General features: G+C 37.4%; 14 protein-coding genes. 9 read left to right on the top strand and 5 right to left on the bottom strand.

Features of this window, described 5'->3' with window-relative positions; translation table 11 throughout:
• Positions 1-23: 23 nt before the first annotated feature.
• Positions 24-440, top strand: a complete 417-nt coding sequence (locus K9M53_RS15325; protein ID WP_224016558.1) for a Fur family transcriptional regulator — start codon at positions 24-26, stop codon at positions 438-440.
• On the opposite strand, the gene K9M53_RS15320 is transcribed toward K9M53_RS15325, so the two are convergent.
• The gene (locus tag K9M53_RS15320) at positions 441-2,156 is read right to left on the bottom strand and encodes a M3 family oligoendopeptidase (RefSeq protein WP_224016557.1); all 1,716 of its coding nucleotides are present in this window, start codon (positions 2,154-2,156) and stop codon (positions 441-443) included. It lies immediately after the preceding gene.
• A gap of 84 nt (positions 2,157-2,240) precedes the next feature.
• Entirely contained in the window at positions 2,241-2,750 is a 510-nt protein-coding gene (locus tag K9M53_RS15315) for a DUF5606 family protein (protein ID WP_224016555.1), read from the bottom strand.
• 214 nt (positions 2,751-2,964) lie between these two features.
• On the opposite strand from K9M53_RS15315, the gene K9M53_RS15310 reads away from it, so the two are divergent.
• Genes K9M53_RS15310 through K9M53_RS15295 form a run of 4 tightly spaced genes read left to right on the top strand, consistent with a single transcriptional unit; the run spans position 2,965 to position 7,169 of the window.
• Positions 2,965-5,808: an outer membrane beta-barrel protein gene (locus K9M53_RS15310; RefSeq protein WP_224016554.1), complete on the top strand. Its 2,844-nt coding sequence runs from the start codon at positions 2,965-2,967 to the stop codon at positions 5,806-5,808.
• A 29-nt stretch (positions 5,809-5,837) separates the two neighbouring features.
• A complete protein-coding gene (locus tag K9M53_RS15305; RefSeq protein ID WP_224016553.1) occupies positions 5,838-6,404 on the top strand; it encodes an RNA polymerase sigma factor in 567 nt (188 codons plus the stop codon).
• Positions 6,394-6,714 (top strand): hypothetical protein, encoded by a 321-nt coding sequence (locus K9M53_RS15300; protein ID WP_224016552.1) that lies wholly within the window; start codon positions 6,394-6,396, stop codon positions 6,712-6,714. Before K9M53_RS15305 ends, K9M53_RS15300 begins: the two co-directional genes overlap by 11 nt.
• The gene (locus K9M53_RS15295; RefSeq protein ID WP_224016551.1) at positions 6,711-7,169 is read left to right on the top strand and encodes a hypothetical protein; all 459 of its coding nucleotides are present in this window, start codon (positions 6,711-6,713) and stop codon (positions 7,167-7,169) included. The genes K9M53_RS15300 and K9M53_RS15295 overlap by 4 nt, the downstream gene beginning before the upstream one ends.
• A gap of 221 nt (positions 7,170-7,390) precedes the next feature.
• Here the strand turns inward: K9M53_RS15295 and K9M53_RS15290 are convergent, their stop codons facing one another.
• Both K9M53_RS15290 and polA read right to left on the bottom strand, forming a co-directional pair.
• Entirely contained in the window at positions 7,391-8,035 is a 645-nt protein-coding gene (locus tag K9M53_RS15290) for a DsbA family protein (RefSeq protein ID WP_224016550.1), read from the bottom strand.
• A 76-nt stretch (positions 8,036-8,111) separates the two neighbouring features.
• Positions 8,112-10,946, bottom strand: coding sequence for a DNA polymerase I (gene polA / locus K9M53_RS15285; RefSeq protein ID WP_224016549.1), 2,835 nt, complete (start codon positions 10,944-10,946; stop codon positions 8,112-8,114).
• A gap of 98 nt (positions 10,947-11,044) precedes the next feature.
• On the opposite strand from polA, the gene K9M53_RS15280 reads away from it, so the two are divergent.
• Positions 11,045-12,109: a hypothetical protein gene (locus K9M53_RS15280; protein ID WP_224016548.1), complete on the top strand. Its 1,065-nt coding sequence runs from the start codon at positions 11,045-11,047 to the stop codon at positions 12,107-12,109.
• Between the two features lie 72 nt (positions 12,110-12,181).
• Complete coding sequence (locus tag K9M53_RS15275) at positions 12,182-12,790, top strand: hypothetical protein (protein ID WP_224016547.1); 609 nt, start codon at positions 12,182-12,184, stop codon at positions 12,788-12,790.
• A gap of 6 nt (positions 12,791-12,796) precedes the next feature.
• Here K9M53_RS15275 and K9M53_RS15270 read toward each other — a convergent pair whose 3' ends face one another.
• Positions 12,797-13,540, bottom strand: coding sequence for a ParA family protein (locus K9M53_RS15270; RefSeq protein ID WP_224016546.1), 744 nt, complete (start codon positions 13,538-13,540; stop codon positions 12,797-12,799).
• A gap of 135 nt (positions 13,541-13,675) precedes the next feature.
• On the opposite strand from K9M53_RS15270, the gene K9M53_RS15265 reads away from it, so the two are divergent.
• On the top strand, positions 13,676-14,434 hold the full coding sequence (locus tag K9M53_RS15265) for a GntR family transcriptional regulator (protein ID WP_224016544.1): 759 nt from the start codon (positions 13,676-13,678) through the stop codon (positions 14,432-14,434).
• Positions 14,435-14,586: 152 nt separating this feature from the next.
• Positions 14,587-17,697 carry a SusC/RagA family TonB-linked outer membrane protein gene (locus K9M53_RS15260; RefSeq protein ID WP_224016543.1) on the top strand — a complete coding sequence of 1,037 codons (3,111 nt, stop codon included), beginning with the start codon at positions 14,587-14,589 and terminating at the stop codon, positions 17,695-17,697.
• Positions 17,698-17,710 lie beyond the last annotated feature (13 nt).

The raw sequence follows: 17,710 nt of genomic DNA, 5'->3' as shown, positions 1-17,710 counted from the left end.
TTAAATAGTGGTAACTTTGCAGCATGGACATAAATGTTTTATCCATATTAAAAAAGAATCAGCTTAGTGTAACTGATGGGCGAAAAATAATTCTTGAGCTTTTTTTAAAAAGCCCCGGAGCTTTGGCTCATTCAGATATTGAAAAAGAAACAGGAGCATCATTTGATAGAGTAACTGTTTACCGCACCTTGCAAACCTTTGTTGAAAAAGGGATCATTCATCATATACCTACTACTGATAATTCTATTTTATACGCTTTGTGTAAACAGGATTGCGAAGCAGGGCATCATCATGATAACCATGTACATTTTGTTTGTAATGAATGTAATAAAACAATTTGTTTAGATGATGTAACTGTTCCTGATGTTAAGTTACCGAAGGGCTTTAAACCTGATCATTCAGAAATGGTAGTTAGCGGCGTGTGTCACGATTGCCGTTAATTATATTTTGTCCATCTCGTTTTTTACAAAATCCATTAACGTTTTAATAGTAGCCGGGCTGAAATCGAATTTTAATCCTGCTGTATTATATAATTCAGGCAATGTTTTTGTACCGCCCAGGCTTAACGCATTACAATAGTTGTCTAAGGCCTGTTCTTTATTCTCTTTGTATTGTTTCCACATGCCAATGGCGCCTAACTGGGCAATACCATATTCGATATAATAAAAAGGAACTTCAAATAAATGCAATTGACGCTGCCAGCCGTTGCGGCGATATTCATCTAATCCGCTATAATCAATAATGCTGTCTTTAAATTCATCTGTAATGCTCATCCATGCAGCAGTTCTTTCTTCAGCAGTATGCTTTGGGTTTTCGTATACCCAATGTTGAAATTTATCTATGATCGCTATCCATGGAAAAATAGTGATCACTCTTTCCAGTTGTTGTTCTTTTGCTCTTTTTAGTTCTTCGTTGCTTGTAAAAAAATCATTCCAATAATCCATACTAAAAAGCTCCATCGCCATACTTGCCACTTCTGCAATTTCCATCGGATATTCTTTAAATCCTGTTAACTCTAATGGATGGGACAAGAAAGAATGCACGGCATGACCGCCTTCATGAACCATTGTAGTTAGATCATGCATTTGACCGGAAGCATTCATAAAAATAAATGGAGCTCCGCTTTCTGCCAAAGGACAGTTATATCCGCCGGGAGCCTTACCCTTCCTGCTTTCCAGGTCGAAATGTTTTATTTCGTTCATCTTTTTCAAACAATCGCCAAAAAAGGGACGAAGCTTTGTAAAGCATTCAATCGATTTATTGATCAGTTCACTTCCTGTCTCAAATGGATGTAAAGCTTGTGTGCCTTCGGGCTCTGCTTCTACATCCCAGGGGCGCAAGTTGTCCAGACTTAATTTTTCTTTTTTCTTTTGATAGATAATATTAACTAGCGGTAACGCATATTGTTTTACGGCTTCGTGAAATTGAAAGCAATCTTCTTTAGTATAATCAAACCTTCCCAGTTCTTTAAAACGGTAGTCACGATAGTTTTCGAAGCCTGCATTTATCGCTAACTGATGACGTTTTTCAATTAGTTGGTTGTATAAATTATTCAGTGTCTCCTTATCCTGTAATCTTCTTTCATTTATTTTCCGATAAACATCTTCGCGTAAATCTCTATCATGACTTTGAAGGAATTTACCTGCTTGTTGCAACGTGTATTCTTTGCCATTAACGGTTACAGTCATTTTTCCAGTTATCATTCCGTAATGCTGCTGCAAAACGGAAAGCTCTGCTTGCAGTGAAATATTCTCTTGTCTGAATAATTCAATGCTTTTACGCATGGAACGCAGATAGGTAAAATATTTTTCTTTATCCAGCTCGTTTATCAAAGAACTGTTCACTAATTTTTTATTTAGCAGATCGGTATATGGCTGAATTTTAGGTTGAATTTCAAGACAGAAAAAATTAAAAGCATCTTCCAGTTGTTTGTTCTCTGTGTCGCAGGTCATTTTTATCTGGCGCCAGCAGGCATCTTCGCTTACTACAGCTTCCAGTTCACTCATGTCTTTTAGCCATTGTTCCAATGCTTCCTTGGTATCGATATTTCTATCGTTCAAATTTTGAAAGAAAGGCTCAATACTTTGCCAGTCGGTAACTACAAAATCTTTCGGAACAAAGTGGCGTTCGATCTTTTTTATGTCTGCTGTATACATGGTTAAACTCCAAATTTAAAATTCCAAATTACAGATCGTAATAATCTACTAATTTGGAATTTGTTATTTGATTTTTATAATTTATTATGCCATTTTACGTGGCGCATTTATCTTTTTAGCCGGTGCATTTTTAACCGTTGTTTGCGAATTGCTGGCTACTTTCGGTTGATTGGTTTTTGTTTCAGCAGCAACCTCTCCTTCTACATTTTCAGATAGTTTTATTTCAACATTGTTAGCCGTTAAAATTTCATACCATTTGATCATTTTCTTCATATCGCTTACATATACCCTTTCAAAATCCATATCAGGATATACTTTTTTAAAATAATCCTGTAATGTTTTATTATCAGCCTTTGCATCAGGCAATTTTTCTTTGCTTGCTTTTATAGCATCAAAAATTTCTACCAGGTTAACATTTTCTTTTGTAGTATAGATCTCTATGCTTTCCAAATGAGAAAAACGATGTAAGCGGGTACTTACAAATTTTGTGCTTTTATCTTCCAGTGAGCGTACAACGCCTCCATCAGCCTTTGAAGAAATCAATTCAAACAATCCGCCTAATCCGGATACAGATACTAATTTGCTATATTCCATAATTTTAAAATTTGTGGGTAGCAAATATAAATAAAAAAGCCCCCTAAACCCGTTTAATCGGCATTTTGTTTAAGATAATCGTAATGAAGCATTCACAACAATGAACCTTCTGAATATTCTTTGGCATCTTTTGTTAATGGGTTACTAATTTTGTTTTTCACCGCCTTATTTTAAACAGATTAGCGTCTCAGTAAGTCAGACGTCAAAACTTAATATGAAACAACTTTTAGCCCTTTTCCTCATTTTTAATCTCATGTCGGCAAAGTCTAATGCACAAACTAGCAGCCTAAAAGGGAAATTGGTTGATCAATCAGATAAAACACCAGTTGCAGGAGCTACTATACAAATAGAATCAACCGATTCTCTTCATAAGCAAATATCTGTGGTATCAGCAGAGGACGGTTCATTTATTTTAAATGATGTGCAACTTAAGCAATCTTATAATTTGTTTATATCATTTGTTGGATATGACAGGATCGACCAACAGGTATTTATTGATACTACCGACAAAGATCTGGGCACTATCGAATTTTCAAAATCGGTAGGAGAAGAGTTGACAGGCGTTACTGTTACAGCAAAAACACCGCCCGTACAGCAAAAACAAGATACTATTCAATATAATGCCAGTCAATTTAAAACAAACCCGGATGCAACCGCAGAAGAATTGATGGCCAAACTTCCGGGAGTTACTGTTGATAAAAGCGGAACGGTAACAGCACAGGGAGACCAGGTAAAATCAGTAACAGTAGATGGAAAGAAATTTTTTGGTGATGATGCGTCCGCCGCATTAAGAAATTTACCGGCCGAAATCATAGATAAAATCCAAGTGTTTGATAAACTGAGCGACCAGGCTGCTTTTACAGGTTTTGACGATGGCAGCAGTGTTCGGGCAATTAATATTGTTACAAAATCAAATATGCGTAACGGACAGTTTGGACGTTTATATGCAGGTTACGGAACTGACCAAAGGTACAATGCAGGCGGTAATGTAAATTTCTTTAACGGTGATAGAAGAATTTCAATAGTAGGATTGTTCAACAATGTTAATCAACAAAACTTTTCATCACAGGATCTCTTGGGCTTTGGCAGTGGCGGCGGAAGAGGAGGAAGAGGCGGCGGCGTTCCTGCCATTGGTGCACAAAGCGGCATTAATACTACAAATGCAATAGGAATAAACTTTACCGATACCTGGGGAAAGAAATTAGATGTACAAGGAAGTTATTTTTTCAATTATGGCAACAATGTAAATAATCAAACTTCGCATACGCAATATTTATTAGCAAACGACAGCAGCAGTTTTGAAGATCAAACATCCAATTCCGATTCTAAAAACTGGAATCACCGGGTTAATTTTCGATTTGATTATAAGATCGATTCCTCCAATTCATTATTAATAACGCCTACACTTAGCTTTCAAAACAATAATGGATTTAATAACTCCAATGCAACATATTATGTTACCGATGTAAACTCATTAACGAATGCCTTGCTGAGCAATTCTCATTCCGATGCATCCGGATATAATCTTAACAATAATATTTTATATCGCCACGCTTTTGCTAAAAAAGGAAGAACGCTTTCTTTAAGTGTTACCACCGGGCTTAACAAAAATGACAGAGATAGCTACCTGCAAACAAATAATACAGATTACATCAACAATATAGAAGATTCGGTAAATCGATACAGCAATAATAAAACGAGCGGCTATCAGCTTTCGGGAAATGTGGCATATACGGAACCGCTAGGTAAAAAGGGACAGCTGCAGCTAAACTATTCTCCTTCGTATTCAAAAAACAAATCAACTGCGGATGTTTTTAATTATGATAATTCTTTAAGCAAGTACGCTGATATGGATACCAGCTTATCGAACAATTTTGAAAATACCGTTTCATCTCAAAATGGAGGCGTGTCTTATCGCTTAGGAGATAAAAACGAAATGTTCTCTGTCGGCGCTAACTATCAATATACGTTATTGAACAGCGATAAAATATTTCCATTTGCAGGCAACATTCATAAATCGTTTGACAATGTATTGCCTAATTTAATGTGGCGGAAAAAAGTATCTGCTAAAGCCAACATCCGTTTGTTTTATCGTATGTCCACATCTGCACCATCCATTAGTCAACTGCAAAATGTAATTAATAATGCCAACCCATTATTTGTTACAACAGGTAATCCTGATCTAAAACAACAGGTGGGCAATACGCTTAGCTTTAGATATACTTATTCTAACACGGATAAAAGCAATAGCTTTTTTGCCAATATTTATTTGCAACAATACAATAATTATATTGGTAACGCTTCTACTATTGCTACCGCAGATTCTGTTTATAATAATGATACACTGTATTTTAAAGGAGCACAGATAACAAGGCCCACCAATTTGGATGGCTATGTAAGTATGCGTTCATTTTTTACGTATGGATTTCCATTAAAGGCACTAAAATCGAATATTAACTTAAATGCAGGACTGTCTTTAACAAGAACACCGGTAGTAGTTCAGGGTAATCCGAGCTTTACTAATAATTACAATTACAATGCTGGTGTGGTAGTAGCAAGTAATGTAAGCCAGTATGTTGATTTCACTTTGTCGTACTCTGCCGGCATTAATGTGGCAAGAAATGAGAAAGAAACAGAATTGAACAACAATTATTTTTCGCAAACAGCAGGTATAAAATTTAACCTGTTAGACAAAAAAGGATGGTTTTTACAAAACGACCTCTCGCTACAGGCTTACAGCGGACTTACAGCAGGGTTAAATCAATCGTATTGGTTATGGAATGTAGCGATGGGAAAAAAATTCCTGGCAGATCAACGTGGAGAACTGAAGTTGTCAGTGTTTGATCTCTTGAAACAAAATCAAAGCATCAGCAGAACGGTTAGTGAAAAATCTATTGAAGATGACAGGAACTTAGTGTTGCAACAATACTTTATGTTAACATTCACGTACAAGCTAAAATCGTTTGGAACGCCGCCTGCAAAAGAGCAGGGTAATTTTAGAGGAGGCAGCGGTGGTGGCGGTTTTCATGGCGGTGCAGGAAATATTCCCTCGTTTTAGTTAATTTTAAAGCGAGCAAACCACATGCTTTGGACCAACAGGAACTAATTGTACGATTAAAAAAAGGGGATGAGCTGGCGTTTAAACACATTGTAGAAACCTGGCAAAACATGGTGTATAACACCGCTATTGGTATTGTACAAAGTGCCGAAGACGCAGAAGATATTGCACAGGAAACATTTGTGCAGGTGTACCAGTCGATACACTCATTTAGGAACGAAGCGAAATTATCTACCTGGATCTATAGAATTGTTATCACCAAATCTTTAGATCATGAACGGAAGAAAAAAAGAAAAAAGCGATTTGCTTTTGTAAAAAGCTTGTTTGGAGAAGATGAAATACATCCGCCGGATTTTCATCATCCGGGGGTGGTGGCAGAAAAAAAAGAACAGGCGGGTGAGTTGTTCAAAGCATTGAAGCAAATACCCGAAAAACAGCGTATCGCATTTACGTTGCATAAGCTGGAAGGATTAAGTTACCAGGAAGTAGCAGAAGTATTGAACACAACATTATATGCAACGGAATCGTTAATGCAGCGGGCAAAAAATAATTTAAAACGTGTGTTGGAAAAATATTATTTAGAAAATGAAAAGTAATATTCAATCAAAGATCGATGTAACACTGGACAGTGTTAACGATGCAGTAAGAGCAGAGCCTAAGCCATTTTTGTTTACAAGAATAATGGCAAGATTGGAGGAAGTTAAAGAAACTTATTGGGAAAGGATCGGCAAGCTTTTCAGTCGCCCATCTATTGCTATCGTAGGTTTAAGCCTGATGCTGGTATTGAATGCGGCGGTAATTTTTATCAATATTAATCGGGCAAAAAACGCCAGCCAGCCTGCTGAACTTGTTACCAGCGGCGATCTGCCTTCTGTTGCTATCACTATTCAAAATCCACAACCATGATAGCTCGTTCTAATAATAAAACACTGGTGATCATTATTGTAGTATTGTTACTTATCAATATCGCCACTATGCTGTTTTTTATTTTGGGTAAAGAAGAAAAGGGCAGCATCCGGGGAAATATTAAAGCTGCGATACCTGAATTTTTGAGAACAAAAATGAATTTTTCCGCCGAGCAAATGAAGCGTTTTGATTCATTAAGCCAGTCACAGTCAACTCAATTTAAAGCTACATTGGAAGAAATGCGCCAGGATAAAAAAGAAGAATTCAGACAAATGGGTTCCGGCAATTTCAACGATTCTGTAATGAATGCAATGGTGGCTCATTCACTGACCAAGCATAAAATATTAGAATTGCGGTTTTTTCAATATATAAAAGATATCAGGGCGCTTTGTACACCTGAACAAATGCCAAAATTTGATACCTCTTTTTATAAAATTATGTGCCAAAAACCATAAAACTACCCGACGGTTTTTTTATAAGCTGTCGTCAAATGGGTGGGATAAGGGTTTTTGGTTTTGATTATTTTTAAGTAGTCTCGCTTTCAGCGGGACTATTTTTTTGTGGCGTGGCCCCCTAAGCTAACGCAAGGGGTCGGGCTTTACGCTCCAATCTTTTTGCTTCGTGCCTCGCAAAAAGTATTTCCGCTTCAATCCCTCACGCATCGATCAGTACCATATTATTTCTTGTCTAAAACTTTTCCTAATCGATCTTTTACTGTTTCGTAGTCGGTAAAGCCGTTTGCCAACATATAAAACTTCGATTCGTCTTTTTGCAAAAACACACAAGGAAAACCGCTCACGTTTAATTGCTTGCACAAATTAAATTCATAATAAGCCTGTTCCTTAAATTCGTTGCTGTGTAGCTTGGCATAAAAATCTTCTGCAGTAACAGCATATTTTTCTAATAGATGACGATATGCTTCATCATCATCAAGGTCCCTGCCTTCAAAATTCAAAGCGTATTGCAGATCGCTTGCAAAGTCTAACTGTTTTTCGGGGTAATATTCTTTAAATATGCAAAGAGCGATAGCAGGTTTTTCCGAATTCATTACCCAATCACTTTTATCGGGGTTATTAATATGCCATAAAAAATCCTCACCAAATGTTATTCCTGTTAAATCTTCTACTCTTTTATATGCATCTTTAATAAAACCTGCAATTTTTTCAATGGGCATTTTCGATTCGCCGATAAACATTCCTCCACTTAAAACTTCTATATCCAGGTCATTTTTATACTCTTCGGCAATCTTTTTCATTACAGGACTAAAGCCGTAACACCAGCCACAGTAAGCATCATAACAATAAATCAGAATAGGCTTCATAAATAAAATAATTATTTGTGGATGGTAAAAAGTGAAAGAGATCTAACGAACAATACACCATTGACCATTTACGTATTTAATGTGCTGCCAACCAGTTTTCGCCAACACCCACTTCTGCATCAGTAGGAATATTGCCGGGCAATGCCAATGCCGTTTGCATACAATGCAGAATAACGGGCTTTATTATTTCTACTTCATCTTTATGTGCATCAAATACCAATTCATCATGTACTTGTAACAGCATTTTTGATTGGAAGTTTTGCTTTTTAAATTCTTCATGAATTTTTATCATCGCCAGCTTGATCATATCGGCAGCAGTACCTTGTATGGGAGAGTTGATGGCATTTCGCTCTGCAAAACCACGAACGGTAAAGTTGGCGCTGTTAATATCACGTAGCCAGCGTTTGCGCCCCATCAGCGTTTCAACGTATCCATTTTCTCTTGCAAAGTTGATGGTGTTATCCATGTATTGCTGGATAGCAGGAAATTGTTTTTTGTAATTGTCGATGATCTCTTTTGCTTCTGTTCTTGAGATGCCTAAATTTTCGGCTAAACCAAAAGCGCCTTGTCCGTAAATAATTCCGAAATTCACGCTTTTAGCTTTGTAACGCATTTCTTTGGTCACATCTTTTTCTTCTACATTAAAAACCTTTGCTGCTGTTGCAGTGTGAATGTCTTTGCCTGTTTTAAAGGCTTCGCTCATGTTCACATCACCGCTAATACCGGCAACAATGCGTAATTCAATTTGCGAGTAATCGGCACTTACCAATACGTGATCTTTATCTCTTGGAATAAATGCTTTGCGTATCTCTCTTCCTTTTTCAGTACGAATAGGAATGTTTTGTAAATTAGGATTGTTGCTGCTCAAACGACCGGTAACTGCAACCGCCTGCGCATAACTGGTGTGCACTCTGCCTGTTTTGCGATTGATCATTTGCGGTAATGCATCTACATAAGTGGATTTTAATTTAGTAAGCTCACGAAAGTTTAAAATATCATCGCAGATTTGATGACCTTTTGCAGCCAGCTTTAATAAAACATCTTCACCCGTTTGGTATTGTCCTGTTTTTGTTTTTTTTGCTGAGGTGTCGAGCTGTAATTTATCAAACAATACTTCACCTAATTGTTTTGGAGAAGCCAAATTAAAACGAACTCCCGCTAACGCATAAACGCTTTCTTCACTTTTCTTTGCTTCTTTTTCCAGCTCTTTTGAATATTGAAGCAAAAAATCTTCATCAATTTTAATTCCTTCAAATTCCATATCTGTCAGCACTTTCACCAATGGATTTTCTACTTCATAAAAAACCTTCTCTACTTCTTTTTCTTTTAACTCAGGCAATAAAATATGTTTTAATTGAAGTGTGATGTCTGCATCTTCAGCCGCGTAGTCTTTAATTTTTTCAATCTCTACATCACGCATATTGCCTTGCGTTTTTCCTTTTTTACCGATCAATTCTTCAATATGTACCGGTTCGTAACCCAGATATTTTGCGCTTAGATCATCCATTCCACGTTTGCCGTCGGGTTCTACAACATAATGTACCAGCATGGTATCAAAAATATTTCCTTTTAGCTCTATGCCATACCATTTCAGCATCAACAGATCGTACTTTATGTTTTGTCCTATCCAGGTAATTTTTTCATTGTTGAAAAGCGGCTCAAAGTTTTTAAGCAATTCTTTTGTTTCATCCTGATTAGCGGGACACGGAATATAATAGGCTTCGCCGGGCTGATATGAAAAACTTAAGCCCACTAATTCTGCGTTGTTTGCATCGATGCCGGTGGTCTCTGTATCAAAACAAATTTCTGTTTGCTTGCCTAGCTTTTCAATTAATTCTGAAACAAGATGTTTGGTATCGATTAAAAAATACTCGTGTGGAGTGTTATGAATAGTTGCACCGCCACCACCTAACGGATGTATTTCTTCCACCTGTGATGGAGGCTCAGGTGTAGCAGTCTCAATAATATTTCCGAATAGATCTATTTGTTGTGCGGCTGCCGGTCGGGTTTCTCCTGATTTCGATTCTACTATAGTAAAATCGGCTCCCAACAAGCGCTTGCCTAAGGTTTTAAATTCCAGCTCAGTGAAAATTTCTTTTAATGCATCAATGTTTTTTTCTTTTATACAAAAATCTTCTTCATGAAATTCAACCGGAACATTGGTAATGATTGTTGCCAGCTTTTTACTCATAATGGCAAGGTCTTTACCTGCTGCAATTTTTTCGCCCAATTTACCTTTTATAGCAGCTGCGTTTTCGAGTACGCCTTCCAATGAGTGATATTCTTTTAACAACTTGGCTGCTGTTTTTTCTCCCACTCCCGGTATACCGGGAATATTATCAACACTATCTCCCATCAATCCTAAAATATCAATTACCTGGTTTACATTTTCGATATCCCATTTGGCGCAAACTTCTGCAGGTCCTAATATTTCAAAATCACTGCCCTGGTAAGGTGGTTTATATATTTTAATATTTTCAGAAACCAATTGCCCGTAATCTTTATCAGGGGTAACCATGTACACTTCATATCCTGCTTTTTCTGCCTGTTTAGCTAATGCGCCGATCACATCGTCTGCTTCATAGCCATCCATGGCTACAACAGGAATATTAAATCCTTCAATTATCTTTTTTATATCAGGAACTGCCGAACGAATGTCTTCCGGGGTTTCCTGGCGATTGGCCTTATAATCGGCAAAATCGGTGTGACGTTCAGTGGGTGCATGTGTATCAAAACATACTGCCATGTGCGTCGGCTTTTGGTTATTCAACAGATCGATGAGCGTATTGGTAAAGCCGAATTGCGCATTGGTATTGCGTCCTGTGCTGGTAATGCGAGGGCTCCGAATTAAAGCATAGTATGCTCTGAACACCAGCGCATAGGCATCTAGTAAAAATAATTTTTTCTGCATGGGATAAAATTAAAACAATAAGCCTTCATATAAAAACCATGTTAAACCGAGGCAACGCTCAGCCTAAAAAGAATATCTTTGTTACAAAGCGGAATTTTATGATGATGAAATTGAAACCAGTTGCAGTATTAATTAGCATTGTCTGTCTTTTTGCTGCGTGTACAAAAGAATACAGCTTTGAAGGGTCGCTTGGTTCAGGCGGTAGTACAGGGGGGACAGCTCATTTTACCATTACCGGTGCAACAGGTAGTTGTGCTGCTATAAGTGGTAATTATAAAGCAAATGTTGCATTAAGTGATTCTAATACAGTTGCAATAACCGTTTATGTAGATTCTATCGGCACATATATTATTTCAACCGGCACCTCAGACGGCATTTCATTTTCTGCATCGGGTACTTTTGCTGGTACAGGAGCCCAAACAATAATATTAAATGGACAGGGCACACCTGTAGCGTCCGGCATATTCAATTTTACCCCCGGTAACAGCGGTTGTACATTTTCTATAACCGTTACAGGAGACTCCAACAACAGTGGTGGAACAGGCGGTAATAATGGAGGCGGAACAACAACGACAGACTGCAAAGCTTGTGCTTACACACCTACCTGCCAAGGCTCAACCTATGTACAGGTTTATTCATTAAATGGTACTACATCCGAAAGAACAACCACCTATAAAAGTGTGACAGATACTTCAATCGGTGGTGCAACATACAAAAAGATAGTATCAAACGATGGAATGTCAGGTGACGTTGCGTCTTACCTTAATTGCGATAATGGCATTTATACTCAAATAGCGTACAATGCAACAAGTCTTACAGGGTCGGCAAGTGCGACAATGATAAAACAAATAGGACTAAAAGTAAATGTACCCGTAGGAACAACCTGGACGGATAATATAAATGCTTCGTATAACGGAATTACCGTTACGAATACATATAAACATACTATAAAAGGAATAGGAATAAGTAAGACAGTTGAAGGTGTAACCTATAATGATGTGATCCAGGTAGAGGTAGAAATAACAACGGAATACAATGGCATCAGCATACCTTCCGGTATTGCAGAATATTATTTTGCAAAGGGAGTTGGAACTATAGAAACGGATATCACGAATAACGGCTCAACCTCTTCTATTTCATTAAAGTCTTATAATATTCCATAATTAAATAAAGAAACGGGTAGGGATAAATATTACCAAAAAGAATATATTTGCCCACAAAGCAAATATTTTACAATGACAATTAAAGCCCTTTTCCCCATTCTTGGTTTGGTAATTTTATTTAGTTCTTGCTCAAAGCAAAATACCGACAATCCCTCATCCTCTTCAGGCTATTATTATGAAGCTACTATTGGCGGAGTAACTTACAAGGAAACAGTAACAAATTCCAATGGATATATTGCAGGCTCTACTGGCGGTGCTAATGATGATGCAATTTTTGGAAGCAGCATTGCTCCTATTGCGGAACCAATTCCTGCTAATGAAACTGCCTTAGGAATTGGAAAGGGGATATTTCATAATTTTTCAGATGAAACTACAGATGCAGAATTTAAAAGCTTTTTTAATCCTGGAACATATTCTTTTAGTACGCCGGGTAGCTACCAGGGGATAACTGTTAGCTGGATGGATAAATCAGGAAATTATTGGTCTACAGATAATGATCCTGCCACTCAATCAGGAAGCACGTTTACTATAACTAAAGTTAATGATGGTCCGGTATCGTTAAACCAGGTTTATTATGTTGAAGTTACTGCAACCTTTAATTGCACATTATATGATCTTAGTGGCAATTCAAAGCAACTAACGAATGGTAAGTACTTTGGGTTATTTGGTAAAATAAGGTAAACGCTTTTATTCCAGCACCCCTTCTTTAATCTCTGTCCATAGATCCCTGTAAGAAAGTGCAGCCAGGCTGCTTTTCGCATACTCTTCTATTGGACGGCGATGAATGCCCATCTTTTCTACATCAGACAGATAAGGAATGTATGTTTGAAAGAATCGCTTATCCTTATGCAAATATTCCATTATCTCGTTGTGCATGTTTTTACGAAGGTCTGTCATCGTGAAAAAGCACATCATCTTACTGCCGTCTAAATCTTTTTCTTTAAAATAATCTTTCACCATTGTGTAGGTACGTACCGATAATGTAGTAGGAATGATCGGCATTAATACAATATCAGCCGCATTAAAAATATTTTCACTCAACGCAGAAAAACCCGGAGGGCAATCGATAAAAACAAAATCATATTCATTTTCCAATTGCTTTAGTACACCTTTTAAACGGGTCTTGCTACCTTTCATTTCTTCCACCATCACATCAAAGCTTTTAGCAGAATTATCGTTGGGAATGATCTCTAAATTCTCATAATCAGTAGCCATGATAGCGCTTTCAAGGTTTGCATCCTTACTGATCAGCTTTTTTATTCCTTGCGCATCTTTGTTTTTTATCTTGTAATAAAATGTCGTAGAGCCCTGTGGATCTATATCCCACAACAATGTTTTATATCCATCTTTGGCAGCTAAGTAAGCAAGATTAACACAGGATGCTGTTTTACCAACGCCTCCTTTTAAATTATATAGAGCGATAGTTACCATACATGATTTTTTAAAGATGAATTAGTAAGTTAATAAAATTCTGTTATTCATGGCATTTATAACAAGCCGGAAGTTTTTCTTAAAATAATTTTTAAAAAAAGATTTGCATTTTTAAAAAATCTTTCTACTTTTGATATGTACGAACATATAAACATGGTTACGGATTTTAAAATTGACCACAATAGCTCACAGCCTCTGCACCAACAAGTAGAGGATATGTTGAGAAAGTTAATAGGGCAGCCAGAATATCAAAATGGAAAACTGTTGCCGAACGAAGTGCACATGGCAAACCGCCTGGGCATATCCCGTTCTACGGTAAGGCAGGCAACCAATAAATTGGTATATGAACGTTTATTGATCCGTAAAAAAGGTGTGGGCACCAAGGTGGCGAAAAACAATATCACCACTAAGCTAAATAGCTGGACAAGCTTTACGCATGAGATGGATGAGAAGGGTGTGGTTTTCAAGAACTATAGTATAAAAGTTACTATGGTGGTACCCGATAAAGAAATACAACAACTGTTTAATATAGATGAGGGAACAAGGGTGTTGAAGATGGAGCGTATAAAAGGTCCGGAATCCGGTCCGGTAGTGCATTTCATCTCTTACTTTCACCCACGCAGCGGACTAACTCCGGACGATGATTTTTCGAAACCGTTATACGAAACATTAGAAAAGAAATATCACATTGTTGCTGCAGTTTCTAAGGAAGGAATAAGCGCTATATTGGCTGATGCCAAGATCAGCAAGATATTAAATGTAAAACCCGGCGACCCTATCCTGTTTAGGAAACGTGTGGTTTGCGATCCGGGAGACAGACCTATTGAATACAATTTAGGATTTTACAGAGCGGACAGATTTACTTACACGATAGACATTAAGAGAGGAAGCTGATAAACTGAATCATTTATTTAAGCGAATAATTTTTTGCTGAAAATAAATTGCCAAATGATAATTTTTTGTGTTTTAATATGTACATACATTTATACATACTAAAGCATTCGAAATACATACATAACGATTGTTCACTTTAATGATTCTTGCTAATGAGACAAAAAGCTATTACAAGGTTCACGTCTATTACGATGTGTTTCCTGTGCCTGATTTTTAGCGCTTCAGTTATAGCGCAGGTTCCGGCGGGCACCACAATAACCGGAACAGTTCTTTCAAACGCAGGCGTGCCTTTACATGGCGCCACGGTAATTATAAAAGGAGGGCAGCAAACCGCCACCACAGATGAAAAAGGTGCGTTTAGCATTGCAGGTTCTACAAAAGCAACATTGATTGTTTCTTATGTAGGCTACATCTCCCGTGAAATTTCCCTAGAAGGCAAAAACAATGTAGAAGTACGTTTGAACGAAAATCCCGCTGAATTATCCAATGTTGTAGTGATCGGTTATGGCACCGCTAAAAAAAGCGACCTGACCGGTTCTGTAGTTTCCGTAAAAGCCAATGAGCTGAATGCCGTTCCTGCAACCAGTTTCGACCAGGCTTTGCAGGGGCGTGCAGCAGGTGTGCAGGTTACACAAATGTCGGGCAAGCCCGGCGCAGAAACTTCTATTCGTATTCGAGGTACAAGCTCTATTACTGCAGGCAATGAGCCATTATATGTTATTGATGGATTGCTGATCAGCAGTGATGGTAATGATATCAGTAATGGTAATGTTACCCGTGGCCCACGTATCAGTGCATTGTCTTCTATCAATCCCAATGATATAGAATCCATAGAAATTTTAAAAGATGCTTCTGCAACTGCTATGTATGGATCACGTGGTACCAATGGCGTTGTATTAATTACTACAAAACGTGGTAAGGCAGGAAAGGGTACTCTTACATTTGATACTTACCAGGGGCAACAGCAAGTGGCTAATAAACTGCATTTATTAAATGCATCGCAATTTGCTGATTTTGTAAATGATGCAAAGATCAATGCAGGACAGGTGCCTGTTTATGTAAATCCTAAAAACTTAGGCACAGGAACCGATTGGCAAAACGCATTGTTTAGAAATGCTTACATGGGAAATTACCAGCTTAGTTTTTCCGGTGGCGATGCTAAAACAAAATATGCTATATCCGGTTCTTTATTTAAGCAGGATGGTATTGTTATAAGTTCCGATTTCAAGCGTTATTCATTAAGGGCAAATATTGAAAGTAAAGTAAATGATAGAATAACCGTTGGTACCAATACCAATTATTCAAGAATTGAAACAAATGGTGTATTGACAAATGATCTTGGACAAATTGTTCCGGGTGTTGTTACTTCAGCTTTATTGTTCAATCCTGTTTTGCCGGTGTATGATACTTCTGTTGTAGGTGGCTATACTTACGAGAACAAAGACAAGTTTAGTTACATCGGTAAAACATTAGGCAATCCAATTGCCGAAGCACAGAATTATATATCTAATACAGTATTGTCGCGTATTTTAAGCAATACGTTTGCTCAATATAGTTTCAGCAAATCATTAACCTTTAAAACCACATTTGGTATAGATGCTTATACCAATGAAGAGAACAGTTTTGGGCCTAATTTTTTAAAGCGTACACAAGCAAGCAATGGTGAAGCTGCCTTAGCCCGTACCAACGGACTAACATGGTTAAATGAAAACACACTTACTTATAATAAAACATTTAATCAACGTCACGCCATTAATGCAGTTGCAGGTTACACGATGCAACAGTTCAATGATGATTATCTGGTGGCTACCGCTTTTGACTTTCCGGATAATCGCACAGGCTATCACAATATTTCCGCAGCACAAAACCCACAGAAACCTGTTAATGGCGAATCGCAATGGAGTATGATCTCTTACTTAGGTCGTATTAACTATACACTCGATAGTAAATATTTATTTACTGTAACCGGCCGTGTGGATGGTTCCTCAAAATTTGCTGAAAATAATAAGTATGGATTTTTTCCTTCAGGAGCTTTTGCATGGAGAGTGTCAAAAGAAAAATTCTTGCAGAATATAAATGCTATCACTGATCTTAAATTCAGAACAAGCTATGGAGTGATCGGTAATCAAAGTATTCCTCCTTACCAATCTTTAGCATTGGTAGCACCTTTTGGACAAGGCGTATTTAATACTATTAATGGTAGTGATGTTTACACAGGACAAGAACCGATCAGTTATGTAAACACTAATTTAAAATGGGAAACCACCAAACAGTTTGATGTAGGTATCGACCTTTCATTATTAAAGAATAGGATCAGCATAACTGCAGATTATTATAATAAGAAAACAGACGATCTGTTATTGCCAACGCCTATTCCTTTAACTACAGGTTTTGCTACAACACTGCTTAATATTGGTAATATCGAAAATCATGGTTTTGAGTTTGATGTTAGAACGATTAACCTGAAAGGAAAGGTAGAATGGACATCTTCTTTCAATTTGTCTTTGAATCGTAACACAATGACCAATTTGAATAATGCGACGGATGTTATTTTGAATGGAGTATTGTTATTAAGACAAGGATTAGGAATTGGAACTTTCTACGGCTATCAAACAGATGGAATTTTCCAAACGGATGCAGAAGCCGCCAGCAGCGCTGTTTTGGTAGGACAAACAGCGAAAGCAGGAGATAGAAAATATAAAGACCTGGATGGTAATGGAAAAATAGATGGTAACGACAGAACGGTGTTAGGTTCTGCACAACCGGATTTTACATGGGGTTTTGGTAATACAGTGTCTTATAAAAATTTAGAGCTGTCATTTTTCTTCCAGGGTTCACAAGGAAATAAAATGGCAAACCTCAATAATTTAAACCTGCTCAATTTTACAGGAACCAATAATGTATTGGCAGATGCTGCGTTAAATCGCTGGACTCCTGATAATCCAAGCAACAAATATCCACGTGCACTGGCAAATGCATTTGATCAATCAACCATTTCCTCAGCGCTTATTGAAGATGCATCTTATGTACGTTTAAAAAGTGTAACGATCAGTTATACGCTTCCGGAAAAAGCGATTAAGCGTATTGGCATGAGTAACTTAAAAGTGTATGTAAGCGGAACCAATTTATTAACTATTACCAATTATACCGGTTACGATCCTGAAGCAAATACGGCAGGACAAAGTACTACCGTAGTTGGGTTAGACTTTGGCGGATATCCTCAGGCAAAAGTTTTTCAAGTTGGCTTGAGTGCAACATTTTAATACAATCAAAAGC

Source organism: Ferruginibacter albus (assembly GCF_020042285.1).
In the GTDB taxonomy this organism is placed as follows: Bacteria; Bacteroidota; Bacteroidia; order Chitinophagales; family Chitinophagaceae; genus Ferruginibacter; species Ferruginibacter albus.
Note: the sequence above shows the minus strand (reverse complement) of the source record. Positions and strands in the feature narration are given on the sequence as shown.

Bases quoted from the DNA above. Each gene is read 5' to 3' on its own strand.
- K9M53_RS15325 (WP_224016558.1), top strand. From the start codon at position 24: ATGGACATAAATGTTTTATCCATATTAAAAAAGAATCAGCTTAGTGTA.
- K9M53_RS15320 (WP_224016557.1), bottom strand. From the start codon at position 2,156: ATGTATACAGCAGACATAAAAAAGATCGAACGCCACTTTGTTCCGAAA.
- K9M53_RS15315 (WP_224016555.1), bottom strand. From the start codon at position 2,750: ATGGAATATAGCAAATTAGTATCTGTATCCGGATTAGGCGGATTGTTT.
- K9M53_RS15310 (WP_224016554.1), top strand. From the start codon at position 2,965: ATGAAACAACTTTTAGCCCTTTTCCTCATTTTTAATCTCATGTCGGCA.
- K9M53_RS15300 (WP_224016552.1), top strand. From the start codon at position 6,394: ATGAAAAGTAATATTCAATCAAAGATCGATGTAACACTGGACAGTGTT.
- K9M53_RS15295 (WP_224016551.1), top strand. From the start codon at position 6,711: ATGATAGCTCGTTCTAATAATAAAACACTGGTGATCATTATTGTAGTA.
- K9M53_RS15290 (WP_224016550.1), bottom strand. From the start codon at position 8,035: ATGAAGCCTATTCTGATTTATTGTTATGATGCTTACTGTGGCTGGTGT.
- polA (WP_224016549.1), bottom strand. From the start codon at position 10,946: ATGCAGAAAAAATTATTTTTACTAGATGCCTATGCGCTGGTGTTCAGA.
- K9M53_RS15280 (WP_224016548.1), top strand. From the start codon at position 11,045: ATGATGATGAAATTGAAACCAGTTGCAGTATTAATTAGCATTGTCTGT.
- K9M53_RS15275 (WP_224016547.1), top strand. From the start codon at position 12,182: ATGACAATTAAAGCCCTTTTCCCCATTCTTGGTTTGGTAATTTTATTT.
- K9M53_RS15270 (WP_224016546.1), bottom strand. From the start codon at position 13,540: ATGGTAACTATCGCTCTATATAATTTAAAAGGAGGCGTTGGTAAAACA.
- K9M53_RS15265 (WP_224016544.1), top strand. From the start codon at position 13,676: ATGTACGAACATATAAACATGGTTACGGATTTTAAAATTGACCACAAT.
- K9M53_RS15260 (WP_224016543.1), top strand. From the start codon at position 14,587: ATGAGACAAAAAGCTATTACAAGGTTCACGTCTATTACGATGTGTTTC.